Source organism: Pseudomonas sp. LS_2, assembly GCF_042709235.1.
In the GTDB taxonomy this organism is placed as follows: Bacteria; Pseudomonadota; Gammaproteobacteria; order Pseudomonadales; family Pseudomonadaceae; genus Aquipseudomonas.
Window position 1 is genome coordinate 130897 of the sequence record NZ_JAVAYC010000006.1, and the last position, 26765, is coordinate 157661.

A 26765-nucleotide genomic window follows, 5' to 3' on the forward strand; every position below is an offset into this window, starting at 1 on the left:
AATAAGAGTTTTACGTTAGAGCTGTGGCTCTATTCGTGCAGGGGGCTGCACAGCTCGGCCGAACGCCACTGCAAGAATTTGCACTGCCTGGCCCGCTAAAAAAGCGCGCTCCCGCCACCCTGCGGATTCGGCTGAAAAAGTTTTCAGGAGTGATTGAACCGAACGGCGAACCGCTGCCACCCATTGAGCATCCGAAACCACGCTCATGGTCATCATGAAAGTAGAAGCACCGACAAACATGCGCATTGCCGTCAATCTTGCCCAGGCCGCTTCGGCATTGGGCGGCGTGGGCAAGCCTGTCGAAGCGCACCAGGCCGTGCAGTCCAATTCGCTGGAGGAGGTCGGCATGACCTTCAGCCATCACGTGGAGCGCAATACCAAGGCCTTGAGTCAGCGGCGCATACGCAGTGCGCGCGCAGAGGTGGGCCAGGCGCGGGTCGAGACGCGCAAGCAACTGGAGGAGTGGTACGACCAACTCGGCCACCCCGGCAAGCAAAGCCTGAGCGCGATGGCGGCCCAGGCCGGGACCCTGCTCTACGGCGAGCCGGTGCTTGAGGACGTGGTGCAAGCCACCGGTGGCGATCCGGCCCGTACCGACCTGATCCTGCAAGAAGTATTGCGCGAGGCCCAGGCGCAGGGCCGACAGGTCGAAGCCAAGCGTGCACGCGATTACCTGGCGTTGCTGCGCGAACAGTATGGCGCGCAGATCCAGGCCGGCATGAACATCGCCGAGGCGCTGCGTGCGGCGGGCGGCGATCCGCAACTGCGCCAGGCAGTGCGCCGGCTCTACTACGACACCGTGGTGCTCAAGCAATCGCTGCCCACCATGATGCAGGCGCTGCTCGGCCTGTTCGGCGACGCCGCATTCGTGTCGGGGCTGGACATGATGCGCCGGGCCCTGGCCGACGACATCGCCGCGCAGACCCCCTCGAGCCCCACCGCCAAGCTGCGTGTGCTGCTGATCGGGCTGGCCGCTTCGACCCAGCTCGGCAGCGTGCTGCACAGTTGTCGGCAACTACTGGAGCAGTTGGCAGGCAGTTGCCCGACCAGCCAGCTCACGGCGGTGTTGTTGCTCCAGCGCCTGCTCGGAGTGGCGGCCAGCGGCTTGCCTGCGGCCGAAGTACGCCGCATCGCACGTGAGCTCGGCGGTGAAGAGGAGCGCGATCAACTGGTTTCGCTGAACGGCTTCTATTCGATGCTCAAGCGCCTGCCGCTGGCGCTCTGGCGTGACGGCAAAAGTCGCCAGAGCGCGTTGAAGAATGTGTTGGTGCTGCTGGATGAGCGTTCCCGTGGCGAAGTTCGCGGGCAGACCGCCGCACCGATAGCGGTATTGCAGCCATGATCGCGGTGTTGAACAAGGTCGCAGGTGCCGCGGCGCGGCGCATGGAAGTGGCCGGCGCGTTCGTGGTGCTGGGTATCGTGTTCATGTTGATCCTGCCGCTGCCGACCGCGGTGGTCGACGTGCTGATTGCGGTCAACATCTGCATTTCCTGCCTGCTGATCGTGCTTTCGCTGTACCTGCCCCGCCCGTTGGCGTTTTCTTCCTTCCCGGCGGTGCTGCTGTTGACCACGTTGTTCCGCCTGGCGTTGTCGGTGGCGACCACCCGGCTGATCCTGCTCCAGGGCGATGCCGGGCATATCGTCGAGGCGTTCGGCAACTTCGTGGTCGGCGGAAACCTGGCCGTCGGCTTGGTCATTTTTTTGATCCTGACGGTGGTCAACTTCCTGGTCATCACCAAAGGCTCCGAGCGTGTCGCCGAGGTAGCGGCACGCTTCACCCTGGATGCCCTGCCAGGCAAGCAGATGTCCATCGACAGCGATTTGCGCGCCAACCTGATCGATGTCGACGAAGCTCGTCGCCGACGCGAAGAGCTGAACAAGGAAAGCCAGTTGTTCGGGGCGATGGACGGGGCGATGAAGTTCGTCAAGGGCGACGCTATCGCCGGCCTGGTGATCGTCGTGATCAACCTCATCGGGGGTTTCTCGGTGGGCATGATGCAGCGCGACATGGGTGCCTCCGAGGCGATGCACCTGTATTCGGTGCTGACCATCGGCGATGGCCTGATCGCGCAAATTCCTGCACTGCTGATTTCCCTCACCGCCGGCATGATCATCACCCGTGTAGCGCCGGACGGGCAGGCGGCCGGCAGCAGCATCGGCACCGAGATTGCCAGCCAGTTGACCGCCGAGCCCAAGGCCTGGGTGATCGCGTCGGTGGGGATGCTGGGCTTCGCCGCGCTGCCCGGCATGCCGACGCTGGTGTTTATCGTGATTGCGCTGATCACCGGCAGCGCCGGGATCGTCCAGCTGTATGGCCGCGCGCGGCAGGCGCGGGAGGACGACGAGGCGCCGACGGCGTTGTCGCCCGAGCAAAACGGTACGGAAGACGTGCGCAGCTTCGACCCGACCCGCGCCTATGTCTTGCAGTTTTCCAAGGCCATGCAGGCAAACCCGGTCACCGAAGAAGCGATCCGCATCATCCGCAAGAAGCGCAACGGGTTGGTGGCCGGGTTTGGCCTGACCTTGCCGCCCTTCGAAATCGAATACAGCGCGCTGCTGGAGGACGACGAATGTCGCTTCTGCGTGCATGAGGTGCCGATGTTGCGCGCCACCTTTGGCGAGCGCGTGGCCGTCGCGCGTGGGCCGCTGCCCTTCGAACCGCGCGAGGCACGGACCGGCAGCGAGGTGCGGGACGAGCAGCAGTGGCTGTGGTTGCTGCCCGATGACCCATTGCTGACGGACGAGCGGGTGGAGGCGGTATCTGCCACCGAACTGCTGGTGGAACGCATGAGCCGCGCCATGTTCGCCACCGGCCCGCAGTTCCTTGGTCTTCAGGAAAGCAAGTCGATCCTCAGTTGGCTCGAAGCCGGCCAGCCGGAGCTCGTGCAGGAGTTGCAGCGGACCATGCCGTTGGCGCGTTTTGCGGCGGTGCTGCAACGCCTGGCCGGGGAAGGGGTGCCGTTGCGGGCGGTGCGCCTGATCGCCGAGTCGTTGATCGAGCACGGGCAACACGAACGTGATGTCGGCGCCCTGACCGACTACGCGCGCATCGCCCTGAAGTCGCAGATCTACCACCAGTACCGCGACGCCGAGGGCCTGCACGCCTGGCTGCTGACGCCGGAAACCGAAACGCTGTTGCGTGAGGCGCTGCGCCAGACGCAGACGGAAACCTTCTTTGCCCTGGAAAGCGGGCATACCCGCGCGCTGGTCTTGCAACTGCGCGAAGGTTTTCCGCTGCGCGCCAAGCGCGTGGCCGTGCTGTTGGTGGCCCAGGACCTGCGCGCACCGTTGCGTGACCTGTTGCGCGACGAATTCAACCACGTACCGGTGCTCGCCTATAGCGAGCTGAACAGCAACGCCCAGGTCAACGTCCTGGGCCGCTTCGACCTCGAGCAGGATCAACTGCGGGTAGAGGATGCCGCCTGATCGCCGTCGGCTCGGGCAGCGTCACGGGGCAACAGCACATAGAAAGGGAAGGAATCGACCATGTTCGAGCTGAGGGTATTGAGTGGTCTGCACCGTGGAGCGGCCTTGCCGCTGGTGGGCGATCAATGGGTGGTCGGGGCGGCGGAGGATGCCGACCTGGCGCTCTACGACCCAGGCGTCTGTGCCCGGCACCTGCGCCTGGAACGGGTGGAACAGCAGTGGCGGCTGGCGCTGCTGGACGGCGCGGCGAGCGATGCCCAGGGCCAACCCTGGACGCCGACGCAGCCATTGCCGGTCAACGCCCCATTTGCCGTCGCCGGTATCTGGCTGTGCCTCGCCCCGGCCGAGCAGCCGTGGCCCCAGGAGGCGACGCTGGAGAGCGCAACGCCCCCGCCGGGTAGCGCCGACAACCCGAAGCCTGCGGCCCGGCCATCATGGTCCAGGCGCCTGCTCATCGCTGCCGGTGTGATTACCGTGGCGTCCAGTGCCTGGGCCTTTACCAGTCAACCGGCGAAGCCCGTGGAGACCGGCCCGGCCCAGGCGCTGGGCCGCGGCAAGGTGACCTTGGACAACCTCACGGCTGTGCGCCTGGAACTGCACCGCATGTTGCAGGAACGCGACCTCGCCGCGCAGGTGCAGGTCGAGTCCCGCGACGATCGCCTTGTGCTGGTGGGCGAGCTGCCACGCCAGCGCCTGGCGGTGGTCGAGCGCCTGGTCGAGCGTTTCAACGAGCGTTACCAAACCTCGGTGGCGGTCACCGCCAATGTGCGGGAACAGCAAACGCAGTTGCCGTTCCAGATCACCCAGATCGTCGGCGGCAAGCGCGGCCATGTCGTCACCTCCGATGGCCGCCGGTTGTTTCTCGGCGACCAGATCGACGGCTTGCGCCTGACCGCTATTGGCAATGACAAGGTGACCTTCGAAGGTGACCAGCGCTACGAGGTCACCTGGTGATGGCGCCTGCGGCGGCCGCACGTTTGCAGGCCTGGGAAAGCGTACAGCGAGCGCGCCTGCAACGGTTTGCCCCGGTCGCGGTGCGCGGGCGGGTGCAACGGGTCAACGGCATCCTGCTGCAATGCCGCCTGCCCGAGGCGCAGATCGGCGATCTTTGCCGGGTAGAGCGCGATGCCCGCGAGCCACTGCTCGCCGAGATCGTTGGCTTCGACCAGCACGATGCCTTGCTCAGTGCGCTGGGCGGCCTGGAAGGCGTGCGGGTCGGTGCCTCGGTGGAACCCCTGGGCATGCCGCACCGGGTACAGGTGGGTTCGCAATTGCTGGGCCAGGTCCTCGATGGGTTTGGCCGACCGCTGGTGGACGGTGGTGCCGGGGCGTTTGCCGATGCGTCCGTGTTGCACGCCTCGGTGGTGATCGGCGAAGCCCCCGCGCCCACCGCTCGGCCTCGCATCCAGCACGCCCTGACCACCGGCGTGCGCGCCATCGACGGGCCTCTGACCCTTGGCGAAGGCCAGCGCGTGGGGTTGTTCGCCGGCGCCGGCTGCGGCAAGACCACACTGCTGGCGGAAATCGCCCGCAACGTCGATTGCGACGTGATCGTGTTCGGCCTGATTGGCGAGCGCGGGCGCGAACTGCGCGAGTTCCTCGATCACGAACTCGACGACGAGCTACGGGCACGGGCGGTGCTGGTGTGCGCCACCTCCGACCGCTCCAGCATGGAGCGCGCCCGCGCAGCCTTCACGGCGACGGCACTGGCCGAGGGTTTTCGCGCCGACGGCCGGCGTGTCCTGTTGCTGATCGATTCGCTGACCCGGTTTGCCCGCGCCCAGCGGGAAATCGGCCTGGCTGCCGGTGAGCCGCTGGGGCGTGGTGGCCTGCCGCCGTCGGTGTACAGCCTGCTGCCGCGTCTGGTGGAGCGGGCGGGGTTGACCAACGACGGCGCCATCACCGCGTTGTATACCGTGCTGATCGAGCAGGACTCGATGAACGACCCGGTGGCCGACGAAGTGCGCTCGTTGCTCGACGGCCACATCGTCCTGTCGCGAAAACTGGCCGAGCGCGGGCACTACCCGGCCATCGACGTGCTGGCCAGCCTGTCGCGGACCCTGGCCAATGTGGCCGAGGCCGAGCACCTGCGCGCGGGCATCAACCTGCGCCGGTTGCTGTCGGCCTACGACCAGATCGAACTGATGCTGCGCCTGGGCGAGTACCAGGCCGGCGCCGACCCGCTGACCGACCTGGCCGTGGAGTCACGCGGGGCCCTGGACGGCTTTCTGCGCCAGGACCTTCGCGAGCCGGAGCCAATGCCCTCGACCCTCGCTCACCTGCAGCAGTTGACCGCCTATGTCCCTAGCTGACCTGGATGCCCTGGCGCCGGTGCGTCGTCACCGTGAAGCGCAGGCCGAGCGGGCGTGGCGACAAGCCCGTGAGCTGCTGCGCGAACGCGAAGCCATCGCGGCGGCGGCGCGGGCGCAATGGCAGGCCACCTCCGAGCGCCAGGCTGCGCAGCGCGCGGCATTGTGCGACGAACACCGGGGGCGGGCGTTGAGCATGGTCGAGTTGAATGCCTGGAGTACCCAGGAGCGCCGCCTGATGGCCGAGCTGGCCGAGCAAGCCCAAGGTGTGCAGGCGCTGGAGGCAGCCCAGGCGCGACAGGCCCAGGATACCGAGGCGGCCCAGCAGCGCCTGCGTGGGCGGCGCCGCGACCTGGAAAAGCTCAAGGCATTGATGGAGCGCGTGACGCAGGAGCCATGCGATGAATGAACGTCCCGTACGTCATCAACCTTCGCCTCGGCACGAACCGCCGAGCACAGGGGGGCGTCACCCGCTGCGCGGCCACGAGCCGCCGCCCCAGGCAAGCCGGGCGGCACGCTTGACGTCGCGCGATGTCACGCCCGGCACCGATCGCGATCCCGAGGCCCCTGTCGCTCGCAGCGACGGCTACTGGTTTCGCCAATGGGTCGAAGCGCCCGAGGGCAGCTTGCAGCAGGACACCGCCGGGGCGGGTTCGCTGTCGCGCCTGGGGAGCCTTGAGGGCAGCCTCGAAGAGGCATTCGTCGACCAGCTCGCGCCGCGTCTGGGCGCCACCCAGGACCTGCAACTGGAGCTGTTGCTGCACCTGCCGCAGTTGGGGCGGATCAAGGTACTGGCACGACGGCCGGACGCCGGCCCCGGCTGGGACATCGGCCTGAGCAGCGAAAGCGCCGAGGTGCAGGCGCGCTTGTCGAGCCGACGCGGCCACCTCGAAGACGCCTTGGCACAGAGCCTGGGACAACCGGTAAGCGTGCATGTGGCACGCATAGAGGAGCACGACTGACATGAGCGTCTGTGCATTGTCGCTGCCATCGGTCAGCGCTGGAGAAGCCGTGGCCCGCCAACGGCTGGGCGCTGGCGTCGAGTTGCCGTTCGCGGTAGCGGGGCAGGCGGGGCGGCTGCTGCTGACCCTGGGCAACGGCCCCGCGAGCACGGCGCCAGCGGTGCTCGAATGCGCCCATGGGGCTTTGCTCCTGGGCGAGCCCGGCCCGGTCCTGAGCCTGTTCGGGGAATGCCCGGTGGCCTTGCCCGCCGAGCCGGGGCCGGATGACCAGTGGTTCTGGTCGCTGTTCCACCAGTGCCTGAGCGAGCCCTTGCGCCTGGCCTTCGGTTTTCTCACGCCGCTGGCTGCGACCGGGGTCGGCGGCATCGCCTGTCGGCTCGACGTGCGCCTGGGGGACGCGCGCGTAGCCAGTCACCTGGAGGTGCCTGGCCAGACCCTGCTGGGCCTGCTCGATGCCGCCCCCTGGCAGCGCCAGGCGCCGCCCTGGAGCGAGCGCTTCGTGTGCCGCGTGCCGCTGCTGGTCGGGCACCTGGTACTGGCCAGCGCACAGCTCGCCGCCCTGCGCCCCGGCGATGTGCTGATACCTGAGACACACCTGTTCGATTCATCCGGCCAAGGCCTGGTTCGCCTGGGCCGCCATTGCCTGCATGTGCAGGTGCACGACCCTGCCGCGCCGTTGCACCTGACCGTACTCGCGCTTGAGGAGACCGCTATGAGCAGCACTGCCGACACCGACATCCTGGCACCCGAATGGGACGACAGCTCCCACGCTGTCCATGACGAACAGGACGCCGGGGCATTCGACCCGGCCACCTTGGCCCAGGCCGAGCTCGAGACCGCGGAGCCATCGGCTGCGCGGCAGCCCGTTGTCGATGGCCATGCACGTTTTGACGACTTGCCCCTGGCGCTCACGGTGCGTTGCGGTCATCTGCAACTGAGCTTGGGTGAGCTGCGCAACCTGGCCCCCGGCGCCGTGCTGCAAGTACAAGGCGTGGCGGCGGGGGCCGGGGTCTTGTTCTATGGCGAGCGGCCCGTGGCCCATGGCGAGCTGGTGGAGATCGATGGCCGGCTGGGCCTGCAGATCGTCCGCATGGATGTGGCTGGATGAGCTTCCACGGGGTCGACCCCTTCCTGCTGGCGTTGTTCATCGGGGGGATTTCCCTGGTTCCGCTGCTGCTGATCATCTGCAGCGCATTCCTCAAGATCGCCATCGTGCTGTCGATCACCCGCAACGCCATCGGGGTGCAGCAGGTACCGCCGAACATGGCGCTGTATGCCATCGCGTTGGCCGCGACCCTGTTCATCATGGCGCCGGTAGGCCACAACGTTGCCCAGGCGCTCAAAGAGCGGCCGCTGGACTTCAGCAACACCGAGGCATTGCAGGATTCGGCCCTGAATGCCATCAAGCCGCTGCAAGCGTTCATGGCGCGCAACACCAACCCGGACATCCTTACCCACCTGCTGGAGAACACCCAGCGCATGTGGCCCAAGGAACACGCCGAGCAAGCCAGTCGCGATGACCTGATGCTGCTGATCCCAGCGTTCATGCTGTCGGAGCTGGAGGCCGGCTTCCAGATGGGCTTTTTGATCTACATACCGTTCATCGTCATCGACCTGATCGTGTCCAACCTGCTGCTGGCGCTCGGCATGCAGATGGTTGCGCCCATGACCATCTCGTTGCCGCTCAAGTTGCTGGTCTTCGTGCTTGCCCAGGGCTGGACGCAGCTCCTCGACAGCCTCTTCTATTCCTACCTGTGAGGACCCTGCGATGGACGCGATGACGCTGTTCAAGGAAGGCATGTTGCTGGTGGTCCTGCTTTCCGCGCCGCCGCTGATCGTGGCGGTGCTGGTCGGCGTGCTGACTTCGCTGGTGCAGGCGCTGATGCAGATCCAGGACCAGACCCTGCCGTTCGGCATCAAGCTGGTGGCGGTGGGGCTGACGCTGCTGGTGACCGGGCGCTGGGTGGGCGGGGAGCTTTTGGGCCTGCTGCGCCGGGCCTTTGTCATGATGGCCAATACCTGATGGTGGCTTCGACGTTCCAGTCCTATTTCGACCTGTTGCTGTCGGTGGCGCTCGGCATGGCGCGCATCTATCCGGTCGCCTACCTGGTGCCGGTGTTCTGCTTCCAGCACCTGCGCGGCCTGCCACGCCATGCCGTGGTGTTCGCCCTGGCCATGTTGCCGGCCCCCGGTATCCGCCAGGCGCTGCTCGACGCTCAGGCCAACTGGCTGTCCCTGGGCGGCCTGATGCTCAAGGAACTGGTGCTGGGCTTGTTGCTCGGGGTGTTGCTGGCGATGCCGTTCTGGCTGTACGAATCGGTAGGGGCCTTGCTGGACAACCAGCGCGGTGCGCTGATCGGCGGCCAGTTGAACCCGGCGCTGGGTACCGACACCACGCCCTTGGGCCACCTGTTCAAGGAGATGCTCGTGCTGCTGCTGGTCGCCACGTTGGGCCTCGGCACCCTGACCCAGGTGATCTGGGACAGTTACCTGGTCTGGTCGCCCACGACCTGGTTCCCGTTGCCCGGGGCGGATGGCTTCGGCGTGTTCCTCGGCCTGCTCGCCGAGATGTTCATGCACATGCTGCTGTACGCCGCGCCCTTCATTGCCCTGCTGTTGCTGGTGGAATTCAGCCTGGCGCTGCTGAGCCTGTACAGCCCGCAGCTGCAGGTGTTCATCCTCGCCATGCCGGCCAAGAGCCTGATCGGTCTGGCCTTCTTGCTGTTCTACCTGCCCACGCTATGGGACGCGATGACCGGCCGTCTCATGCGCTATGGGGAAATCCGTCACCTGCTCGACCTGCTGCTGCAGGCGCCCTGAGGGAGAAGCGCGTCGATGAGCGAAGACAGTGGCGAGAAAACCAAGAGCGCGACACCGAAGAAGATTCGCGACGCCCGCAACAAAGGCCAGGTCGGCCAGAGCCAGGACCTGAGTAGCTTGCTGGTGCTCGCGGCGGTCACCGAGGTGGCATTGACGCTGGCCGACGACAGCATGCAGACGCTGCAGGACCTGGTGGCTTTCCCGCTGCACCGGCTGGATCAAGACTTCACGCGGGCTTTCGAGGAAACCCTGGCCCACGCCGGCAGCGTGTTGCTCGGTTTCACCCTGATGACCGTAGGGCTGGCGATCGCCACGCGCCTGGTGGCTGGCTGGATACAGTTCGGTTTCCTGTTTTCCCCCGAGGCCCTGCGGCCTGACCCGAATCGCCTGAACCCGCTGAACCAGGCCCAGCAGATGTTTTCCGGTCAGGCGCTGATCAACGTGCTCATGGGGTTGCTCAAGGCCGTGTTCATCGCCGCCGTGTTGTACCTGATCACCATGCCTGCGCTGGGGGGACTGATCAGCCTGGTCAACAGCGACCTGCAAACCTACTGGCGCGGGTTGGCCAGCCTGTTCCGGCACATCATGCATACCTGCCTGGCGGTGTTGCTGGTGCTGGCGATCATCGACTTCGGCCTGCAGAAATACTTTTTCTTCAAGCGCCTGCGCATGAGCGAGGAAGAGGTGCGCAAGGAGTTCAAGGAAATGGAGGGCGACCCGCACGTCAAGATGCATCGCCGCAGCCTGGCCCGGCAGTTGGCCGGCCAATCCGAGGAAAAGGAAACCAAGCCGGTGGAAGACGCCGACATGTTGGTGGTCAACCCCACTCACTTCGCCGTCGCGCTGCGCTACCGGCCAGAGGAGACGGCGCTGCCGCAGCTCATCGTCAAAGGCGTGGACGCCGAGGCGCGCGCGCTGATCGAGCGGGCCAAGGCGGCGCGGGTCCCGGTTATCCAGTGCATCTGGCTGGCCCGCACGATCTACCGCGAGGACGTCGGAGGCTTGATCCCCCGCGAGACGCTGCAGGCCGTGGCGCACATCTACCGGGTGCTGCGCGAACTGGACGACGAGGCCAAGGACGAGGTGATCGAGATTCCGGAGTTGAACCTGCGCTGAGGCCCCGCGAAGGAACCGATGCACCGGTGGCTGCCACTCAGGGGATGAGCCGGATTCGTCCGGGCGCTGCCGGCTTGCCGTTGTTGCCCGCCAACCTTCCCTGAACGACTCACAGGAGAATCCCCCATGCCCCTTAGTTCAAGCCCTGTCGGAAGTACAGGCGCCCTGCGCGGGGTCGACAACCCTCCGTTGTCCCACTCATCCTCGTTGCATCAGCAGCGCCTCGAGGCCCAGCAACGCTTCGCTACCCAGAGCTTGGGGGCACGAGGGCGCGCGTCCTCGACGCCGCCCCAGTTGCATCAGCGCGGTCGAACCCGCACGCGTGAGGACAACCGCGTACCCCGTGCCAGGTCCCACTCCCCTGAACCAAGGCCATTTGCCGCAACGGATCCGGTAGCGCCCACCTCCGAGCAGACGCTCATGCACGACATGGAGCTCCATCAGCACCAGTTGATGGAGCGTCAGATGAAGCTCCAGACAATTTCGAGCAACTACCAGGCAGCGATGCTGGAAGTGAAGACGGCTGCCGACATGACCAAACTCATGAGCGACACGTTGGCGGAGATCACCAACGGCTTCATGGACAGCGCCAAGAAGGTCATGGAGAAAGGTGGCGACGCCATGAAACTGCGTTGAGCTCCGACGTGGACCACGGCCCCGCCAGGCTTGCCTGGGGGGCTCTATGGCGCGCGTCAACCCAGGCGCGTGCGGTTCATGGCCAGGCTTGCCGGACGCGGCTCGCCAGGCTTGGCCAGCTCGAGGATGCGAGGGCGCACGTCGTTGACCTGGGCGACGAAGCCCACCACCCAGTGACAGAAGCGGGTCTCGTCGAGGGCCGACAACATGCTGTGGGCGCACAGGCGAACACAGGCCTTGTCGTCCAGGGCAAGCCAACTGCCGCCGAGCAGGTCCAGGCGAAAGTTGAGCTCCAGCAGGCGCTTGTGCAGGCCTGGGGCGTGGGCCGTCACCTCGATCGCACAATGCAGGATGGCCATGTCGCTGTGTTCGGGCAACTCGATGACCACCGCCTCGCGGTTGCTCTTGTCATAGAGCGCGCACACGCCTTGCTCCAGTTGCAAGTCCGCATGCAGGTGGTCGGAGAGGGCCGAGATCAAACGTTGGGCGAGCGGTGCGGCGGTCATGATTAACCTCAGTAGGTGGCGGGACGCTCGTCGAGGTCTTCCAGGCCCAGCAGCGACAGCTGGCGGGACTGGATCTGGTCGAGCAGTTCAGCGGTGATGGCCGAGTCCGGCAGCGCCTGCCACACCACGAGCGCGCGCTGTGGGTCGAGGAACACGGACAGATGGGCGTATTCCAACGGGTTGGCGAAACGCCGTTCGAGCGCTTGCTGGATCTGGTTGGCGCGTAGCACCTGGCTTTGTACTTGCAGTGCGAGCCCCACGCTGTGGGGCTCGCGTCTCAAGCCGAACTCGATGCCGGGGGCAATCTCCCAATACGTCGCGATGCCGGCGATGATGTTCTTTTGAAAAGCTTGGCGAGTGCTTGCGCTGTGCACCGAGAAAGTCATGCCGATTCAGTTCTCCAAGGGGACGACGCTGTGGTCGAGTGGGTTTTCCGGGGACCCGAGGCCGCCGCGCATGTCGGGCGCCCACCAGACGACGATGCGCGCGTGGTCGGGCTCGGCACGCTCACAGGCGTCGGCCTGGCAGCCCGAGCGGCTCGCGCAGCCGGCGAATACCGGAAGGCTCAGGAAAACGGCGAGCAGCAGCGGTGTACGACTCATGGGGTCATCCTCGCAGTGGTTTGCAGTAGGGACGGGCGTCCACCGCCCGGCACGCGAGCGGGCTGGTTCATGACCACGAACACTTCGGTTTCCTCGCCGGGCTCCAGCCACACTCTCGGCCAGGCAGAGGCCGCGAGGGTCCAGCGGCTACCGCAGCTCGCCTCATCGAAGCGCAACCGCCGCTCGCCCTCGTTGCGCACCACGCCCACGGCGATGCCGTAGTCGGGGCCGGCGAACCATTGGGCGCGCGAGGCGTCCAGCGTCAGCCCGGCTGGCAAGGCGCAAAGCGTCTCGGGGGCGTAGGGAATCGAATCGGCCTGCTTGAACGAGGCCGGGATGTTGCCGTCGGCCAGGCTGGCGAGCACTTCGCCGACCTCCAGGCGACCGACCGGGCGCTTGCCGTTGCGCCGCTCCTGTACACGCGCCATGGCGCTGTCGACCTGCTGGCGGTCGAGGGTGGAGATGTAGCGGGCCGGGTCCACCTGGTCGCCTATCAGCCGTGGCGTGAGGATGAACACCCGCTCGCGGCGGCTGGTCTGGCGGGTGGTCGACGAGAACAGCAGCGGCCCCAGCAGCGGGATGCGTCCCAGCCACGGCACCCGCTCCAGGTTGTCGCCGGTTTCCTCGGTGTGGAAACCGCCCACCACCAGCGAGCGGCTTTCGCCGACCACCGCCTGGGTGCTGACCACCCCACGGCGCACGCTGGGCGTTTGTTGGCCTACTTCGGAGGGCTCGATGCGGCCGTCTTCGATGTCCAGGGCCATCTGGATCTGCTTGTGCCCGCGGGTCTCGATGGCGTGCGGCACCACTTGCAGGCTGGTGCCGGCGGTGATGGGCTCGATGTTGGCCACCCGTTCGCCGATGGCAGACAGGTACTCGGTACGGCTGAAGTCGATCACCGCTGGCTGGTTCTCCAAGGTCAGTACCGAAGGGTTGGCGACCACCGAGGCGAGGCCGCGGCCTTCCAGCGCGCGCAGTTGCGCAGAAAAGTCGCCGTAGTCCTGGATGAACACCGTCGAGCTTGCACCTGGACGCAGCATCGAGGCGCCGCCGATCAGGTCGCCGCTCTCGACGTTCCAGTTGGCGGCCAGCTCGGCCAGTTGCGTGCGGTCGATATCCAGGATGATCGCGTCGATCTCCACCAACTTGCGCGGCACGTCCACGTCGCGGATCAGAGGTGCATAGATTGCCCGTCGCTTCGGTGCGTCGTAGATGAGCACGGCGTTGTTGCGTACGTCGGCTTCGACGCGGATCTTGCCGCGGCCACCGCCTTTGCTCTGACCAGGCTGCACACGACTGGTGTTCGGGCGCCCCATGCCGTTGAAGGCCAACTGTTCGATATTGCCCATGGCCATCGATTGGTGGTTCTGCATGTTCTGGAAGGCCCCATTGGGCAGGGCCGTTGGCGCCACGCCGGAGGTCGAGCCGCGGTTTTCCAGCAGGCCCTGGAGAATACTGGCGACCCCGGGGATGACCAGGGTGTCGCCGCGGTATTTGATGTTGCGGTCGGCCGCGCTGGCGTAGCGCAGCGGGAAGCTGATGACTTCCTGTTTCTCCTCGGGGGTCTTGCGCGCCCTGGCGAACTGCGTCACCAGGCGCACGTAGCGTTCGGGGCCGGTAATCAACACCACGCCTTCATCGGGCAATTCACCCCAGCCGAAACGCGGGTCCAGCAGACCGATGTCGGTCAGCGCCTGTTTCATGTCCGACACCGCATCGGCGGACACCTCCAGGCGTTTGGAGCGCTGGTTCTGCAAGGGGCTGACGTACAGGCTGCTGCCGTACACGAACCACTGGAAGCGATTTTCCAACCCGAGCCGGTCGAGGAACGCCTGGGGGCTTTCCGCACGCATCCGGCCGTCCACCGTGCCGTTGACCGTGCCGTCGATCACCAGCTGCACGCCGAAGGTATTGGCGAAGTCGTCGAGGACCTTGGCCAGCAGCGTGGCCTGGGCGTCGTAGGCATAGGGGGTGTTCTTCCAATCGGTAGGCACGGCCGCCTGTGTCGGCCCTGCCAGGCCAAGCGAGCCGGCCAGCAGCAGGGCGACCAGCGAGGGTGACGCCCAGCGCTGCGCGATCGACTGGCGAAGGCGAGCGTTGCCTTCGGTGAGCAGGCGCAAGGGCATGAACCACGGGTTAGGCATGTCGGAGTCCTGTGTTGAGGAAGTGAGCGTGCGATGGCCGTTGCGCCACGGTCGTCGCCGCACCACGTGGTTTTTTTTGCAGAATCGATTGCCAGGTGTCGCGCTGGTTGAGCAACGCTTCGAGCAATTCGACCAGGTCGTCGACGTGCCCATCAGGGGCCGACTGCGCCATCAGCCACAACCGTGCATCGATGGGAGAGCGCGCCAGTGCACCGGGGAATCGCGAAAGGCTCGGGTGGGCCAGCCGGAGCATCTCTTCCAGGGACGCCTCGCCGGACACGCCGGCGGGCAGCTCGACCGACAGCAGCAACGCGTCTTCGAGTTTTTCGAAAGTGACGTCGCCGTCGTCGATGACCAGGCTCAAGGGTGCGGGCTCGTCGGCGCCGGTGCTCCAGCGGATGAGCTGCGCACGCAGCTCATGGCATTGCATCGATGATCGCCTTGGCGAGGTTGTGGTGGGCCGAGGTCTGCTGGGTGGCTGCCGTCACCGCGACCGACATCCCGTTCATGCTGGCGTGAAAGGTGTGCAGGTCGTCCAGGGACTGCGTTTGCGCAGCGTTCAGCGCCGCGTTGTTGACGTTGTCGGTCGCGCGCTGGAAGTAGGTGTCGAGGCGGCGTTGCAGGGCATCGATAGAAGACATGAACGGATCTCCGGGCTGGGCGGGTTCACTCGATGAGTGGTGGTAACGCCCAAGGCGGTTCCGCGCAGGAGAGAAAAGACGACGGCTTCAAGCCGAACTGGGGACGCGTTGCATCCCTTCGCGGGCAAGCCCGCTGCTACAGGTCAGGGGTGCACAGGTCAGGGGTGCGTGTCGGGTTGCGGCTCTGGCAGGCGCAGCGCTTGCACGGCGCTGGGCCAGTCGAGCTGGAAGGTGCCGCCAGGGGTCTGCAGTTTGACTTGTTGACGGCCCAGGCTGGCATCTGCCATCAGCGTCCAGGGCTGGGGCTCGGCCTTGCCGAGGCTGCGGGTCAGGCTCGCCAGGTCGTCGGGATGACAGTGCAGGGTGGCATCGCTCGGATCGCGCTGCCCGCAGCTGAGCTGGCGCACCAGTGCGTCGATGCGCGCGGCTTCAGGCACCTCGTCCAGAAGCGTTTGCAGCGCCTCGTTGACCAGCCGCGCAGCGCTGCTTTCGATCTGCTCCCACATCGCCTGGCGCTGCGTTTCCCAGGTGGCGAGCAGGGTATGGGCGCTTTCCCAGAATTGCGCCTGGGCCTCGAGTACCCTGGCCTCGGCCACTGCGCTGGCCTGCTCCAGCAACTGCGCGGCCTGCTCCCTGGCGTGTTCGATGACACGTTGCGCACGGGCGCAGTCGAGCAGGGTTTCGCGCGCGATATAGGGCTGCAACAGGCCCTGACCGTCGGGGCGTAGTTCAAGCGAGCGCCGGGCGAGCATCGTGCATCTCCTTGTCGTTGCCGGTGGGGGCGGGGGGCGCCAGGCTTTGCCCGGCTTTCCAGCAGGCGGACTGCCAGAGTGTATCGAGCCGGGCTGCGGGCGGTTGCGGCGCGGCGCTGCGCTCGACGGCCATGACCCTTGCGCGAGGGAACGCCAGGCGCGCGCGTTGCCAGGTCGGTTCGCCCAGCCAGGCTCGCAGCAGCGCGAGCGGGTCCTGGTGCGGCTCGAGCCAGTGACCGGGGCGCAGTGCCTTGGCCGTGCGTTCACACCAGGCGCGGTCCTGCGACGACAGTGCCGGGGCTGGCGCCAGCGGCGAACAGGTGGCTGCCACCAGTTCACAGGCCAGTGCCAATGTAGCCGGCGCGCACAGCACGGTTTGCATCGCCGGGTTCGGCTTGGGTGGCGTGCAGGGTGTCACGCCGAAGCACCGTGCCAGCGCAGCGTGGTGCCCGCGGGCGAGGGCGTCGAGGTGTGAGGCGCCCAGCCGTTCGAGGCCGGGAGGCTGCCATTCGGCGGCTGCCTGGCGCCAGGCGTGGTGCCACCAGTGCACCCACTCCAGCGCGGTGCTCATGCCGCAGCCCCTTTGTCATGAGCGCTCGTGCCCGGTGCCTTGACCGCGAACAGCGGCGCCGCTGCGCTGCCCGCTGGCGCTGCGGGTGCGCCCGGCCGGAAGAGTTTCTGTTGCAGGGCCCGCGGCAGTGTCAGCGCGCCCTTGCGCCACAAGCGGTAAAGACCATAGCCGGCGCCCAGCAGAAGGCTCAGCAAGATGATGCCCGTCGCCAGCGTGACCGTTCGCCAATAGGCAACTTCCTCGGCCTGCATGATGAACGGCCCGAATTGCGCCATCTTGCGCCGCTCCTGATAGGGCGCCGTGGGCACGAATACCACCGACAACTTGCTCGCCTTGTGAGCCGCATCGGCCATGCCCGGGATCCCGCTGGCGATCAGGTTGCGCACCCGTGGCGTGATGCTGTCGGGCTCCAGCGCCCCGGTGTGCTTGATGAACACCGAGGCCGACGCCGGTTGCACCGGTTCGCCGGGCGCGACCCGCTCCGGCAGCACCACATGGACCCGGGCGAGCACCACGCCATCGATCTGCGACAGGGTCGATTCCAGCTCCTGGGACAATGCATAGATGTAGCGGGCCCGCTCTTCCAGCGGCGTGGAAATGACCCCTTCTTTACGGAAGATATCCCCAAGGCTCGAGCGCGAGCGCCGCGGCAGGCCGGCAGCTTCGAGTACGTGGACGGCGCTGTTCATGTCGGCGGGCTCGACCAGGACGGTCATGCCGTCCTTGTCGACTTGCTTGCTCGCGTGGACGTTCTTGTCCGCCAACGCCGCGATCACTTCGTTGGCATCCTGCTCGGAGAGGCGGCTGTGCAGCGCCGAGCGCTCCTCGCAAGCGGTGAGCAGCAGGCACAGTAACAACGATGAGCATGCGCGCATGAACATGGCCGGCATTTCCTTTACTGAAGGTTGGTGAGCTTCTCGATCGCCTGGGAACCTTTGCTGACCAGCTTCGCGGTCATCAGGCTTTCCAGATGGAACGACGACAACGACCGGTTCGACTGCAACATGTCCTGTGGGTCGGCGGTGCGGATGGCCTTGAGCATGTCGCGGTTGGCGCGCTCGTCCAGTCGCTTCAGCTCGCCGGAGCGGCTCGACAGCGAATCGATGATGCGTGCCGCGACGTTGTTTTCGCTGGTCGGCGCCGGCGCTTTCTCTTGCATCTGGGCGTTGAACCAGCTCACGTCGCTGCTCTCGGCGCTGGGCTGTGGCCTTGCGCCAGTCTTGGCGGCGGAGGAGGCCAGCTGGCTGGCGTCGACGGCTTGTATTTCCATGGGCTTCTCCAATCTAGAGGGGCGAATCAAAAGGGGCGGATGCCTTCAGGCGCACATCAACCGCAGAACGTTGCGGGTACTGCCGGTGACGCTCAGGTGAAACTCGATTTCCTCGCGGCTGCGCCTGGCTCGCCGACGTGTGGCCGGGTATTGGCCGGCGAGGCGAGCCAGCGCCAGGTCCAGTTGTTCCAGGGCCAGCTGGAACAGCCGGGTTTCGCGGGCTTGCAACGGCGTGCCAAGGGCGATGCGGTCGGTCCATGTCCAGGCTTGGCCGTCGTCGTCGATCGGCGGTGGGTAGCGCAGCGGGTGTTGATCCATGAAGCTGGCAACCTCGAACAGCAGGTCCTGGTCGTCCGGCGCGTAGCGCGCCTGGCCCGCGCTGTCGTCGATGTCCAGCAAGGTCAAGAGCTTGCGTCGGCCCAGGACCGCGACGAGCCTGAGCAACAGGCGCAGGCTCGCGTTACGCCGATCGAGCGGGCCATAGGATTCCCAGTCGCCGAACAGGGCACCGCAGAAGGGGTTGTTCGCACTGCCGAAATCGCTCTGGTTACCGATGTCGTTGCCGCCGATGGGCGTCCGGCGATGGGCGAACATCTGCGCCAGGTCGCCAAGCAGGTCTTCATCGCGATAGGCGTCGTCGATATCGACTTCCAGGTTCTGGCCGGTGCCGCCATTGATCTCTTCCAGGATGTCGGTCAGTACCTGGTTCAGCGGGCTTTGCGTTGGCGCATCCAGATCGTGCTGCAGGGGTTGCCAGCCGAAGGGCGAGCGCCCGCCTGCCGAGCCATGTTCGGCACTCCAGCGCACCAGCGACTCCTTTAACCGGTCGCTGCCTGCATGCTGCGTCAGGTGCTCGCTCAGCGCGTCTGCCAGGCCTTGGAGAATCGAGGCACGGCGCGGCGTGGGGTCGTCACGGGACAGGGTTGCGGAAGGACGAAGGCTGTTCAGCCGATCGATATACATGGGCCTGATCTCATCGCGCTTGAAGAGACCCCGCCGCGGCGGGGCTTGCAGCGGATTGTCAGTATCGTATGTTCTTGGACGCCTCCCCCATGGCCGTAATGGCCTTGGTGGCACTGTCCATGGACTCGGCCGAGATGGCGTTCATGGTGTCGGCGACCAGTTTCGCCTGGTCGAATTGGGATTTCATGGTCGTCATCGCGGCCGCGGTCTGGTCCATCTGCTGCATGGCCGCCATGGAGGCGGCAAGAGAAGCTCCACCAAAACTCATAGTCGTATCTCCGGATTCTGGAATGGCAAGACGCTTGTGAGTGTCTCGAGTGTTAGGTGGCGGCGTGGGTGGAAACGGTTCCATGCCGGGCACTCAACCCATCGATATTTCCAGGCACTTCATCCGGTAGTAGAGCGTGCGGCGGGCGATGCCCAGTTCGGCGATGACCTTGTCGATATGACGATGGTGGCGGCGCATGCAGTCTTCGATGAGCACTTTCTCGAACTGCTGCAGTTGTTCCTTCAAGTTGAACGTAGTGCTGCAGGGCTCCGACTGTTCGGCGCGGGGAAGCGCCGGCAGGCCGAGCACGTAGCGCTTGGCGGCCGATTGCAGTTCGCGGATGTTCCCAGGCCAGGCGTAGCCGATCAGGTGGCACAGCAGCCCCGGCGACGGGGCGACGTGAGGCTTGCCCAGGGCCTTGGATTCGCGCTGCACCAGTGACTGGAACAGCGGCACGATACGCTCGCGGCGGCTACGCAGCGGCGGCAGCTTGAGGCTGACGATGTTCAGCCGGAAGTACAGGTCCCGGCGAAATTCGCCTCGTTCGACCATCTCTCCCAGAGGGCACTGGGCGGAGGCGATCACCCGCATGTCCACCGGGATGTTCTGGGTCGAGCCCAGGCGTTGGACGGTCCTGGATTCCAGCACACGCAGCAGCTTGGCTTGCAGCGTCAGGGGCATGCTGTCGACCTCGTCCAGGTACAGCGTTCCATTGTGCGCAGCCTCGATGAACCCGGCGCGGCTCTGGCTGGCACCGGTAAACGCACCGGAGTTGGCCCCGAACAATTGGCTCTCTGCCAGGCTCTCGGGAATGGCTGCGCAGTTGATGGCGACGAACTTGCCGGAGCGGCCGGACATGCGGTGGATTTTCTCCGCCAGCGTGTCTTTTCCGGTGCCGGTTTCGCCACGCAAGAGCACGTCGACCATCAGCGGCGCCACGCTTTGGGCGAAGGCCTCCAGGTTGAGATCATCCTCTTTATGGGTAGCGGAAAGTGCAGCGCAAAGCATCTTTTGCATCCCTGGCGACTCCATTCTTGTTCTACTAGGAGGTCGACAATTTCAGGATCAAAGGCGCGTAGAAATTTCCCGCGCCGCGGCATGATCGACTTGAGACCACCTTCGGTTTTCCACGCAGGGTTAGAGACTCGATTAAAAAAAAGTTCATGCTTGAGCGGCAGAAGTTCATCGTTTCAGCTAAACGGCAGCTTGACGCTATAACCCCGATTGTGCGAAAGCCGCGGCAGGCCCTGGCCTGGCGGGTTGGCAGGGCAGGCAGACGCCCTTGCACGGCGTCGAGCCCGTCTGACGACCGGTCAACGCTGGGGCCAGGGCTGAGGCAAGTCGCCATCTTCCGATTCGATATACTCGCGCGGTTCTTCGGGAGACCCTATGAGTTCGTTGCCAATCGATGCCGCCTTGCCGGCCCTTCTTAAAGCCCTGAACGAGCGTGATGAGGTCGTGCTCCAGGCACCGCCTGGCGCAGGTAAAACCACCCGCGTGCCCCTTGCCTTGCTGGATGAGCCGTGGCTTGAAGGCCAGACCATCGTCATGCTCGAGCCTCGCCGTCTCGCTGCCCGAGCTGCCGCGCAGCGTATGGCGAGCGAGTTGGGAGAAAAGCTCGGCGAGACCGTGGGCTATCGCATCCGACTGGACAGCAAGGTCGGCCCGAACACGCGAATCGAAGTGGTCACCGAAGGCATACTCACCCGCCGCCTGCAAAGCGACCCGGCGCTCGAAGGCGTGGGCCTGCTGATATTCGATGAGTTTCATGAGCGCAGTCTGGACGCCGACCTGGCCCTGGCCCTGAGCCTCAATGGCCGCGAGCTGCTGCGCGACGAGCCGCCGCTGAAGATCTTGCTGATGTCGGCCACGCTCGAGGGCGAGCGCCTGTCGCGTCTGCTCGACGACGCCCCGGTGGTCAGCAGCGAAGGGCGCATGCACCCGGTGGTCATCCAGTGGGGGCGACCGTTCCAGCCGGGCGAGTTCATCGAGCCGCGGGTGGTCGACTGCGTGCTGCTGGCGCTGGCCGATGAAGCCGGCAGCCTGCTGGTGTTCCTGCCCGGCCAGGTGGAGATTCGTCGCGTGCACCAGGCGTTGCAGGAGGCCCTCGGCGGGCGCGGTGACGTGCTGCTGTGCCCATTGCACGGCGAACTCGACCTCGATGCCCAGCGCGCAGCCATCGAGCCTGCGCCCAAAGGCCTGCGCAAGGTGGTGCTGGCCACCAATATCGCGGAAACCAGCCTGACCATCGAAGGCGTAAGGGTAGTTATCGACGCTGGCCTGGCGCGCGTGCCACGCTTCGACCCCGGCAGTGGCATGACCCGTCTGGACACCCAGCGTATTTCCCGCGCCAGCGCCACCCAGCGCGCTGGACGTGCCGGGCGCCTGGAGCCGGGGGTGTGCTACCGGTTGTGGTCCGAAGCCCAGCACGAGCAACTGGCCGCCCACGCCAGTGCCGAGATCCTGCAAGCCGACCTCGCCGGGCTGGCGCTGCAACTGGCGCGCTGGGGCGTTGCCCCTGACCAGCTGCGCTGGCTCGACCAGCCACCCGCTGCTGCCTACGCCCAGGCCCATGACCTGCTGGCGCGGCTTGGCGCGCTGCGCGCGGACAGCCGCGACAACCTCAGCGACCACGGCCAGGCGATGGCCGAATTGCCTGCGCACCCACGCATCGCCCACTTGCTGTTGCGCGGCCAGGCCCTGGGCCTGGTCGCCATGGCCTGCGACGTCGCCGCGCTGCTGGGCGAGCGCGATATCCAGCGCGGCGGTGGCGCCGACCTGCACACGCGCCTGGCGCTGCTCAGTGGTGAGTCCAAAGGTAGCCGTGGCGGCGTGCAACGTGCGCGACAGCTGGCACGGCAATATCGCAGCCTGCTGCGCGGCCAGCCGGTAACGCCGGTGGCCGAGCCCGATCATCCGCGCTGGCTGGGCGCGCTGCTGGCGCTGGCCTACCCCGACCGCGTCGCCCAGCAACGCCGCGAAGGCGGTGCCGAATACCGCTTGGCCAATGGCCGGGCGGCGCTGTTCGGCGACGTCGATGCGTTGATGAAATGCCCCTGGCTGGTCGTGGCCGACCTGGGCAGTCGCCAGGGCCAACGCGAGGAGCGTATCTACCTGGCCGCCGAGTTCGACCCGACACTGCTCGATGGCGTACTGGCCGAGCAGGTGCAGCACCTCGATGTGCTCGATTGGGATGAACGCGAGCAGGTGTTGCGCGCCGAACGCCAGCGTCGAGTAGGGGAACTGGTGCTCAGCCGCGAGCCGCTGCCGGGCCTGAACGACGAAGCCCGCGCCAAGGCCCTGGTCGGCCTGGTGCGGCGCAAGGGCTTGGCTCTGCTGCCCTGGACCCCGGAATTGCGCCAATGGCAGGCGCGCGTGGCGCTGCTGCGCGGGCTGGACTTCGAACAGCTCGGCCACAGCGATTGGCCGGACCTGGCTGACGACGCACTGCTGACGACCCTGGAAGACTGGTTGCAGCCCTACCTGGGCAAGGTCTCGCGCCTGAGCCACTTCGCCCAGCTGGACCTGTCGTCGATACTGCGCAACCTGTTGCCCTGGCCGCTGCCTCAGCAATTGGAGGCGCAAGCGCCGCAAACCCTGGAAGTGCCATCGGGCTCGAACATCCGCCTGGACTACAGCGAGCATCCGCCGGTCCTCGCCGTGCGCTTGCAGGAGCTGTTCGGCCTGGCTGATACACCGCGCATCGCCCAGGGCCGTCAGCAGGTCAAGTTGCACCTGCTGTCGCCAGCACGTCGACCGGTACAGGTAACCCAGGACCTGGCCAACTTCTGGCGCACCACCTATGCCGAAGTGAAGAAGGATCTCAAGGGCCGCTACCCCAAGCACTACTGGCCGGACGACCCGCTGGTGGCCGAGGCCACCGCACGGGCCAAGCCCAGGCCGCGTTGAGGAATGTGACGGGGCCCCGCGACGCGATGCATCGAGGGGCCCCTGGGCCAGGCATCACTTGCCTTGGCCAACCTTGTTCACGGCATCGAGGATCACCTGGGCCGTTTCCGCAGGCTTGGACTGCTGCGGTACGTGGCTGGTGGCAAGCTCGGTGGTGGTGGCCTTGATCTTCTTGGCGAAGTCGCGCTGCAGGCCTGGGTCGATCATGCGGTCCTCACCGGCCACCAGGTACCAGGACGGCTTGCCGGTCCAGGCCGCGGCGCTGGTTTTGTCTTCGAACGCCGAGGCGCGGATCGGGCCCTGGGTGGCGGTCATGATGGCGGTCTGCGCGGCGCTCAGGTCCTGGGCGAAGTCGGTCGCCATGCCTTGCGGAGTCAGGTACAGGTAGCCGTTGCGGTCAGGGGTGATCTGCGCGATGCCGGACGGGGTCGGGTAGCCCTTGCCCAGTTGGCCGGTGGCCTGGCCTGCGTCCGGGGCGAAGGCTGCGACGTACACCAGCCCACGTACCTTGGCGTCGGTACCTGCCTGGCTGATGACCGTGCCGCCCCACGAGTGGCCGACCAGCACCACGTCGCCGTCCTGGTTGTTCAGCACGCGGCGGGTGGCGGCGACGTCCTCGGCCAGCGAAGTCAGCGGGTTCTGCACGACGGTGACCTTGACGCCTTTGGCCTGCAGCAGCGGCACTACCTTGGCCCAGTCGGAGCCGTCGGCGAAGGCGCCGTGGACGATTACCACCGAGGGTTTGGCGGTGTCGGCGTGGCTGGCCGCCACGGTGAAGATCGACGCGGTCATTGCCATTGCGGCTGCAAGCGTTTTGAATCGGAACATGGCGGTGCCTCCTGTGGTTGATGTGGTGATTGTCGGGAGTGCGCGCTTGCCTGGGTATCGGTCGATTGTCCGAGCCTGGCTACCGATCGACCGTGAACCCATGGAAGCCTCATGTCCGATACCTCATTGCCTGCCATTGATAGCATCCCCCTCGAAGACGCCCTGCTGGCGCTGTCCATGGTCGGCGACCTGAGCATGGGCCAACCCATCGACCAGTCGCGCCGCACCGCCCGACTTGCGCGCTTGCTGGCCCACAACTGTGCCGGCGCCGGCGAGCACTTGCAGGTGGCCGACCACGTCGCCTTGCTGCGCTGGTCGGGCTGCACGGCCAACGCCGAAGGCTTCACCCGCTTGCTCGGTGACGACGTGCTGGGGCGCCAGGCCATGCTTAGCCAGACCCTCGGCCCTGCCGGGCAGCGAGCGATGCGCAAGACTTCGCCGTTGGCCCGGGTGCACTGCGAGGTGGCCGGTGAGGTAGCAGTGGCCCTGGCGCTGGCCGAGCCGGTAGAGCAGGGCCTGCGGCATGTGTTCGAGCATTTCGATGGCAGCGGCCGGCCCTACGGGCTGAGCCACCCGCAGATTCCCGAGGTGGTCTACCAGGTAGTGTTGGCGGGGGATCTGGAAATTCTCTCGCGCGTGCATGGTGTGGAGGCCGCGTTGGCGTGGATCGCCGAACAGGCCGACCGGCGCTACCCGGCCACCCTGGTGGCCGAACTCTCGCGCCATGCCGAGGACTGGCTGCACAGCTTGCAGGCACCTGGCCAGGCCGTGGCCGCGAGCGGCACGCCGGCGCCGGTGCGCCTGACCTTGCTGGGCGATGTCATCGACCTGAAGTTGTCATGGCTGGCAGGCTACTCACGCGCCGCCGCCGAACTGGCCCGCCAGGCGGCCGACCTGCTGCATCTGTCACAAGCCAGTGGCGAGCGCCTGGGCCGAGCGGCGCTGGTGCACGGCATGGGCCGCGCAGCGGTGCCCAACCGGTTGTGGAACACGCCGGGCAGCCTGCTGGAAAGCGACCGCGACCAGACTCACCTGGTGCCCTACTGGACCCAGCGCGTGTGTGCCCAGGTGCCGGCACTTGCCGATATCGGGCCACTGGCCGCCCATGCCTATGAAAGGCTCGATGGCAGTGGCTATTTTCGGGGCGTGGGCGCCGAGAGCCTGCAACCAGAGCACCGCCTGCTGGCGGCGACCCTGGCCTGGCAGGCCTTGCGTGGCGAGCGGCCTTGGCGCCCGGCGTTCGACGAGCACACGGCTGCCCAGGTGCTACGGGATGAAGCAGGCAAGGGCCGTTTCGATGCCCAGTGCTGCGAAGCGGTGATTGCTGCCGCGCGTGGCGAGCGTCAGCTGGAGGTGGGCAAGGCGAGCAATGGCGTGCTGAGCGAGCGTGAAAGCGAGGTGCTGCGGCTGATCAGCCTGGGCAACAGCAACAAGGAAACCGCGCGCTTGCTGGGTATCAGCCCCAGTACCGTGCGTACCCATGTGGAAAGCACCTTCCGCAAGCTCGAGTGCACGACCCGTGCGGCGGCGACCCTCAAGGCGCTCACGCTGGGCCTGCTGTGACCGGCACGATGGGCCGTGATGCACGGCCCGTTATGGCTGGAAGGCGAGGTAGGCGGGTCAGGTGAGCACCCGCTCGATGAAGAAGGTCAGGGGCTCGCCCTGCTGAACATTCAAGTAGGAAAAGCGCGGGGTCGCGACATTGGGGTCGTGGGTCGCCTTGACCTGGTGGCCCAGATGGTCACGCAGGCGGCCAAGCACCCCGTGGTCTTGCCATTCCAGCGCCTCGAGTTTCAGGAAGTCCGTGACATCGGCGTAGTAATACAGGCCCAGGTAGCCATTGCGGCTGATTCCCAGCTTCTTGTCCTGGTCGGCGCCGCTGCCGGTGATCATGAAGTGCAAGCGATCCGCGCTCTGCGAATGCAGTGTGAAGCGAAACGTATAGGCTTGCTGTTCAAGGCCAGCGATCACCCAGTCGCTTTGCCCTATGACCGCCTTGCCAACACGGTCGGTGAAGCGGCTCAGGTAGACCGCCCTGTCGCGGGACGGGGCTTCCCGCGTGTAGATCCTGCCGAGAAAGCTGTCGTCGTGCCGCGCCCAGAAATTCGTCCATTCGTCGTCCATCGTGATACCTCTGCGCGATGTCGGCGAAGGCTTCGCCGACCCGCGTCCAGAGTACGGGCCGGCCTGGACGAGACGATTTGGAAACAGCACCCCTGAGGGTACCGGCTCAGGCGCCGGCTTGGCCCTCGAGCAACATGAACAGGCGGTACAACACCACGGTGCTGAACAGTTGCAGGAAACCGCTGAGGCTGCTCAGGGCCAGCTGTACCGCTGGTTGCGGCTCGCTGAAGGCGGCCAGCAGCAGGCCGTCGAGCAGCCACAGCGGCGCCAGCACGGCCAGCACCAGCAGCAGGATGCGCATGAAGTTGCCGCTGGTCATGCGCGCGCTCTCGCGCATCGACTGGAGCACCGGGAAGCCACGTAGCACCAGCAGGTACTCGGCGAACACCAGGTTGATCATCACCCAGATACCGGGCAGCACGAACAGCGCCAGGCCCGCCACGATCAGCAGCGAGCTGATGAGAATCAGCAAGGCCAGCGTTGGCCACAGCTGCACGGCCCGGGCGAACAGGTCGCGCTTGCGGGTGTCCTGGCCGTTGCTGCGGGTATCGAGGTAGAGGATCAACGCCGCGCTGTACAGCGGATAGAACAGCACGCCCAGCAGCATGCCGTAGGCGGGCGAGGCCTGCTCGCCCAGCTGGCTGTACAGCAGCTGGGTGCTCAGGGCCTCGAGCACCACCAGCGGCAGGCACAGCTGGACGATGCTGGCGAGGTGGCGGCGGAAGAAATACAGGGAGTCGCGCAGGATGTTCAGCGGGTTCATGGGTCTACATCGTATGGAAAAAGCAGGGCCTAACTTTAGCCCAGTAGCAGGCCTGGTCGCACGGTCTGCTGAAGAAAGTTTCATCAGGAGCGTGATTGAATCCCTGTAGCAGGCCCCCCATCTTTGACCTTGTCCGCCGTTTCGCCCGGCACGAG

The 26765-nt window shown here is 66.2% G+C and carries 30 protein-coding genes; 14 read left to right on the forward strand and 16 right to left on the reverse strand.

All coding sequences use genetic code 11. The features are described from left to right. Window positions 1-238: 238 nt before the first annotated feature. The 12 genes from sctW (at window position 239) to RAC97_RS07960 (ending at window position 11269) form a co-directional block, all read left to right on the forward strand. Window positions 239-1342, forward strand: coding sequence for a type III secretion system gatekeeper subunit SctW (sctW, locus tag RAC97_RS07905; RefSeq protein ID WP_375099257.1), 1104 nt, complete (start codon window positions 239-241; stop codon window positions 1340-1342). Beyond that, window positions 1339-3426 carry a type III secretion system export apparatus subunit SctV gene (sctV, locus tag RAC97_RS07910; protein ID WP_375099258.1) on the forward strand — a complete coding sequence of 696 codons (2088 nt, stop codon included), beginning with the start codon at window positions 1339-1341 and terminating at the stop codon, window positions 3424-3426. Before sctW ends, sctV begins: the two co-directional genes overlap by 4 nt. Before the next feature lie 60 nt (window positions 3427-3486). Continuing rightward, on the forward strand, window positions 3487-4380 hold the full coding sequence (locus tag RAC97_RS07915) for an FHA domain-containing protein (protein WP_375099259.1): 894 nt from the start codon (window positions 3487-3489) through the stop codon (window positions 4378-4380). Continuing rightward, window positions 4380-5738 (forward strand): FliI/YscN family ATPase, encoded by a 1359-nt coding sequence (locus tag RAC97_RS07920; RefSeq protein WP_375099260.1) that lies wholly within the window; start codon window positions 4380-4382, stop codon window positions 5736-5738. Before RAC97_RS07915 ends, RAC97_RS07920 begins: the two co-directional genes overlap by 1 nt. Continuing rightward, window positions 5725-6144, forward strand: coding sequence for a hypothetical protein (locus RAC97_RS07925; protein ID WP_375099261.1), 420 nt, complete (start codon window positions 5725-5727; stop codon window positions 6142-6144). Before RAC97_RS07920 ends, RAC97_RS07925 begins: the two co-directional genes overlap by 14 nt. Then, window positions 6137-6697, forward strand: coding sequence for a type III secretion protein (locus tag RAC97_RS07930; RefSeq protein WP_375099262.1), 561 nt, complete (start codon window positions 6137-6139; stop codon window positions 6695-6697). The genes RAC97_RS07925 and RAC97_RS07930 overlap by 8 nt, the downstream gene beginning before the upstream one ends. A gap of 1 nt (window position 6698) precedes the next feature. Beyond that, complete coding sequence (locus tag RAC97_RS07935; RefSeq protein WP_375099263.1) at window positions 6699-7805, forward strand: FliM/FliN family flagellar motor switch protein; 1107 nt, start codon at window positions 6699-6701, stop codon at window positions 7803-7805. Continuing rightward, entirely contained in the window at window positions 7802-8455 is a 654-nt protein-coding gene (gene sctR / locus RAC97_RS07940; RefSeq protein ID WP_375099264.1) for a type III secretion system export apparatus subunit SctR, read from the forward strand. The genes RAC97_RS07935 and sctR overlap by 4 nt, the downstream gene beginning before the upstream one ends. A gap of 10 nt (window positions 8456-8465) precedes the next feature. Further along, window positions 8466-8720: a type III secretion system export apparatus subunit SctS gene (gene sctS, locus RAC97_RS07945; protein WP_379671406.1), complete on the forward strand. Its 255-nt coding sequence runs from the start codon at window positions 8466-8468 to the stop codon at window positions 8718-8720. Continuing rightward, complete coding sequence (gene sctT / locus RAC97_RS07950; RefSeq protein ID WP_379671407.1) at window positions 8720-9517, forward strand: type III secretion system export apparatus subunit SctT; 798 nt, start codon at window positions 8720-8722, stop codon at window positions 9515-9517. Before sctS ends, sctT begins: the two co-directional genes overlap by 1 nt. A gap of 15 nt (window positions 9518-9532) precedes the next feature. Further along, on the forward strand, window positions 9533-10633 hold the full coding sequence (sctU, locus tag RAC97_RS07955) for a type III secretion system export apparatus subunit SctU (protein WP_375098577.1): 1101 nt from the start codon (window positions 9533-9535) through the stop codon (window positions 10631-10633). 465 nt (window positions 10634-11098) lie between these two features. Further along, window positions 11099-11269, forward strand: coding sequence for a hypothetical protein (locus RAC97_RS07960; protein WP_375098578.1), 171 nt, complete (start codon window positions 11099-11101; stop codon window positions 11267-11269). 56 nt (window positions 11270-11325) lie between these two features. Here RAC97_RS07960 and RAC97_RS07965 read toward each other — a convergent pair whose 3' ends face one another. From RAC97_RS07965 to RAC97_RS08025, 13 genes are all read right to left on the reverse strand, one after another. Further along, on the reverse strand, window positions 11326-11775 hold the full coding sequence (locus RAC97_RS07965) for a type III secretion system chaperone (RefSeq protein ID WP_375098579.1): 450 nt from the start codon (window positions 11773-11775) through the stop codon (window positions 11326-11328). 8 nt (window positions 11776-11783) lie between these two features. Beyond that, window positions 11784-12161 carry a transcriptional regulator gene (locus RAC97_RS07970; protein WP_375098580.1) on the reverse strand — a complete coding sequence of 126 codons (378 nt, stop codon included), beginning with the start codon at window positions 12159-12161 and terminating at the stop codon, window positions 11784-11786. A gap of 6 nt (window positions 12162-12167) precedes the next feature. Further along, window positions 12168-12377: an HrpT family type III secretion system protein gene (hrpT, locus tag RAC97_RS07975; RefSeq protein ID WP_375098581.1), complete on the reverse strand. Its 210-nt coding sequence runs from the start codon at window positions 12375-12377 to the stop codon at window positions 12168-12170. Next, window positions 12374-14521: a type III secretion system outer membrane ring subunit SctC gene (sctC, locus tag RAC97_RS07980; protein ID WP_375098582.1), complete on the reverse strand. Its 2148-nt coding sequence runs from the start codon at window positions 14519-14521 to the stop codon at window positions 12374-12376. The genes hrpT and sctC overlap by 4 nt, the downstream gene beginning before the upstream one ends. Next, on the reverse strand, window positions 14514-14951 hold the full coding sequence (locus tag RAC97_RS07985; protein WP_375098583.1) for a type III secretion system chaperone: 438 nt from the start codon (window positions 14949-14951) through the stop codon (window positions 14514-14516). The genes sctC and RAC97_RS07985 overlap by 8 nt, the downstream gene beginning before the upstream one ends. Beyond that, window positions 14938-15162, reverse strand: coding sequence for a hypothetical protein (locus RAC97_RS07990; RefSeq protein ID WP_375098584.1), 225 nt, complete (start codon window positions 15160-15162; stop codon window positions 14938-14940). The genes RAC97_RS07985 and RAC97_RS07990 overlap by 14 nt, the downstream gene beginning before the upstream one ends. Window positions 15163-15320: 158 nt before the next feature. Further along, on the reverse strand, window positions 15321-15914 hold the full coding sequence (gene sctL / locus RAC97_RS07995; protein ID WP_375098585.1) for a type III secretion system stator protein SctL: 594 nt from the start codon (window positions 15912-15914) through the stop codon (window positions 15321-15323). Then, window positions 15892-16485, reverse strand: a complete 594-nt coding sequence (locus tag RAC97_RS08000; protein ID WP_375098586.1) for a type III secretion protein — start codon at window positions 16483-16485, stop codon at window positions 15892-15894. Before RAC97_RS08000 ends, sctL begins: the two co-directional genes overlap by 23 nt. Then, a complete protein-coding gene (gene sctJ / locus RAC97_RS08005; protein WP_375098587.1) occupies window positions 16482-17366 on the reverse strand; it encodes a type III secretion system inner membrane ring lipoprotein SctJ in 885 nt (294 codons plus the stop codon). The genes RAC97_RS08000 and sctJ overlap by 4 nt, the downstream gene beginning before the upstream one ends. Window positions 17367-17380: 14 nt before the next feature. Beyond that, window positions 17381-17755, reverse strand: a complete 375-nt coding sequence (gene sctI / locus RAC97_RS08010) for a type III secretion system inner rod subunit SctI (protein ID WP_375098588.1) — start codon at window positions 17753-17755, stop codon at window positions 17381-17383. Window positions 17756-17800: 45 nt separating this feature from the next. Beyond that, complete coding sequence (locus RAC97_RS08015; protein WP_375098589.1) at window positions 17801-18718, reverse strand: type III secretion protein; 918 nt, start codon at window positions 18716-18718, stop codon at window positions 17801-17803. A gap of 58 nt (window positions 18719-18776) precedes the next feature. Continuing rightward, window positions 18777-18986 (reverse strand): hypothetical protein, encoded by a 210-nt coding sequence (locus RAC97_RS08020; protein ID WP_375098590.1) that lies wholly within the window; start codon window positions 18984-18986, stop codon window positions 18777-18779. Between the two features lie 93 nt (window positions 18987-19079). Continuing rightward, window positions 19080-20003, reverse strand: a complete 924-nt coding sequence (locus RAC97_RS08025; RefSeq protein ID WP_375098591.1) for a sigma 54-interacting transcriptional regulator — start codon at window positions 20001-20003, stop codon at window positions 19080-19082. A gap of 372 nt (window positions 20004-20375) precedes the next feature. On the opposite strand from RAC97_RS08025, the gene hrpB reads away from it, so the two are divergent. Then, a complete protein-coding gene (gene hrpB, locus RAC97_RS08030; RefSeq protein ID WP_375098592.1) occupies window positions 20376-22895 on the forward strand; it encodes an ATP-dependent helicase HrpB in 2520 nt (839 codons plus the stop codon). Window positions 22896-22949: 54 nt separating this feature from the next. On the opposite strand, the gene RAC97_RS08035 is transcribed toward hrpB, so the two are convergent. Then, on the reverse strand, window positions 22950-23723 hold the full coding sequence (locus tag RAC97_RS08035) for an alpha/beta hydrolase (RefSeq protein WP_375098593.1): 774 nt from the start codon (window positions 23721-23723) through the stop codon (window positions 22950-22952). Window positions 23724-23834: 111 nt separating this feature from the next. Here RAC97_RS08035 and RAC97_RS08040 point away from each other — a divergent pair, with 111 nt between their 5' ends. After that, window positions 23835-25286 carry an HD domain-containing phosphohydrolase gene (locus RAC97_RS08040; protein WP_375098594.1) on the forward strand — a complete coding sequence of 484 codons (1452 nt, stop codon included), beginning with the start codon at window positions 23835-23837 and terminating at the stop codon, window positions 25284-25286. 57 nt (window positions 25287-25343) lie between these two features. On the opposite strand, the gene RAC97_RS08045 is transcribed toward RAC97_RS08040, so the two are convergent. Together RAC97_RS08045 and RAC97_RS08050 are read right to left on the reverse strand one after the other, a co-directional pair. Continuing rightward, complete coding sequence (locus RAC97_RS08045; protein WP_375098595.1) at window positions 25344-25847, reverse strand: hypothetical protein; 504 nt, start codon at window positions 25845-25847, stop codon at window positions 25344-25346. Window positions 25848-25953: 106 nt separating this feature from the next. Continuing rightward, on the reverse strand, window positions 25954-26610 hold the full coding sequence (locus RAC97_RS08050) for a YciC family protein (RefSeq protein WP_375098596.1): 657 nt from the start codon (window positions 26608-26610) through the stop codon (window positions 25954-25956). Window positions 26611-26765 lie beyond the last annotated feature (155 nt).

Excerpts from the sequence above, each read along its gene's own strand:
- sctW (WP_375099257.1), top strand. The coding sequence starts at position 239 with ATGCGCATTGCCGTCAATCTTGCCCAGGCCGCTTCGGCATTGGGCGGC.
- sctV (WP_375099258.1), top strand. The coding sequence starts at position 1,339 with ATGATCGCGGTGTTGAACAAGGTCGCAGGTGCCGCGGCGCGGCGCATG.
- RAC97_RS07915 (WP_375099259.1), top strand. The coding sequence starts at position 3,487 with ATGTTCGAGCTGAGGGTATTGAGTGGTCTGCACCGTGGAGCGGCCTTG.
- RAC97_RS07920 (WP_375099260.1), top strand. The coding sequence starts at position 4,380 with ATGGCGCCTGCGGCGGCCGCACGTTTGCAGGCCTGGGAAAGCGTACAG.
- RAC97_RS07925 (WP_375099261.1), top strand. The coding sequence starts at position 5,725 with ATGTCCCTAGCTGACCTGGATGCCCTGGCGCCGGTGCGTCGTCACCGT.
- RAC97_RS07930 (WP_375099262.1), top strand. The coding sequence starts at position 6,137 with ATGAATGAACGTCCCGTACGTCATCAACCTTCGCCTCGGCACGAACCG.
- RAC97_RS07935 (WP_375099263.1), top strand. The coding sequence starts at position 6,699 with ATGAGCGTCTGTGCATTGTCGCTGCCATCGGTCAGCGCTGGAGAAGCC.
- sctR (WP_375099264.1), top strand. The coding sequence starts at position 7,802 with ATGAGCTTCCACGGGGTCGACCCCTTCCTGCTGGCGTTGTTCATCGGG.
- sctS (WP_379671406.1), top strand. The coding sequence starts at position 8,466 with ATGGACGCGATGACGCTGTTCAAGGAAGGCATGTTGCTGGTGGTCCTG.
- sctT (WP_379671407.1), top strand. The coding sequence starts at position 8,720 with ATGGTGGCTTCGACGTTCCAGTCCTATTTCGACCTGTTGCTGTCGGTG.
- sctU (WP_375098577.1), top strand. The coding sequence starts at position 9,533 with ATGAGCGAAGACAGTGGCGAGAAAACCAAGAGCGCGACACCGAAGAAG.
- RAC97_RS07960 (WP_375098578.1), top strand. The coding sequence starts at position 11,099 with ATGAAGCTCCAGACAATTTCGAGCAACTACCAGGCAGCGATGCTGGAA.
- RAC97_RS07965 (WP_375098579.1), bottom strand. The coding sequence starts at position 11,775 with ATGACCGCCGCACCGCTCGCCCAACGTTTGATCTCGGCCCTCTCCGAC.
- RAC97_RS07970 (WP_375098580.1), bottom strand. The coding sequence starts at position 12,161 with ATGACTTTCTCGGTGCACAGCGCAAGCACTCGCCAAGCTTTTCAAAAG.
- hrpT (WP_375098581.1), bottom strand. The coding sequence starts at position 12,377 with ATGAGTCGTACACCGCTGCTGCTCGCCGTTTTCCTGAGCCTTCCGGTA.
- sctC (WP_375098582.1), bottom strand. The coding sequence starts at position 14,521 with ATGCCTAACCCGTGGTTCATGCCCTTGCGCCTGCTCACCGAAGGCAAC.
- RAC97_RS07985 (WP_375098583.1), bottom strand. The coding sequence starts at position 14,951 with ATGCAATGCCATGAGCTGCGTGCGCAGCTCATCCGCTGGAGCACCGGC.
- RAC97_RS07990 (WP_375098584.1), bottom strand. The coding sequence starts at position 15,162 with ATGTCTTCTATCGATGCCCTGCAACGCCGCCTCGACACCTACTTCCAG.
- sctL (WP_375098585.1), bottom strand. The coding sequence starts at position 15,914 with ATGCTCGCCCGGCGCTCGCTTGAACTACGCCCCGACGGTCAGGGCCTG.
- RAC97_RS08000 (WP_375098586.1), bottom strand. The coding sequence starts at position 16,485 with ATGAGCACCGCGCTGGAGTGGGTGCACTGGTGGCACCACGCCTGGCGC.
- sctJ (WP_375098587.1), bottom strand. The coding sequence starts at position 17,366 with ATGTTCATGCGCGCATGCTCATCGTTGTTACTGTGCCTGCTGCTCACC.
- sctI (WP_375098588.1), bottom strand. The coding sequence starts at position 17,755 with ATGGAAATACAAGCCGTCGACGCCAGCCAGCTGGCCTCCTCCGCCGCC.
- RAC97_RS08015 (WP_375098589.1), bottom strand. The coding sequence starts at position 18,718 with ATGTATATCGATCGGCTGAACAGCCTTCGTCCTTCCGCAACCCTGTCC.
- RAC97_RS08020 (WP_375098590.1), bottom strand. The coding sequence starts at position 18,986 with ATGAGTTTTGGTGGAGCTTCTCTTGCCGCCTCCATGGCGGCCATGCAG.
- RAC97_RS08025 (WP_375098591.1), bottom strand. The coding sequence starts at position 20,003 with ATGCAAAAGATGCTTTGCGCTGCACTTTCCGCTACCCATAAAGAGGAT.
- hrpB (WP_375098592.1), top strand. The coding sequence starts at position 20,376 with ATGAGTTCGTTGCCAATCGATGCCGCCTTGCCGGCCCTTCTTAAAGCC.
- RAC97_RS08035 (WP_375098593.1), bottom strand. The coding sequence starts at position 23,723 with ATGTTCCGATTCAAAACGCTTGCAGCCGCAATGGCAATGACCGCGTCG.
- RAC97_RS08040 (WP_375098594.1), top strand. The coding sequence starts at position 23,835 with ATGTCCGATACCTCATTGCCTGCCATTGATAGCATCCCCCTCGAAGAC.
- RAC97_RS08045 (WP_375098595.1), bottom strand. The coding sequence starts at position 25,847 with ATGGACGACGAATGGACGAATTTCTGGGCGCGGCACGACGACAGCTTT.
- RAC97_RS08050 (WP_375098596.1), bottom strand. The coding sequence starts at position 26,610 with ATGAACCCGCTGAACATCCTGCGCGACTCCCTGTATTTCTTCCGCCGC.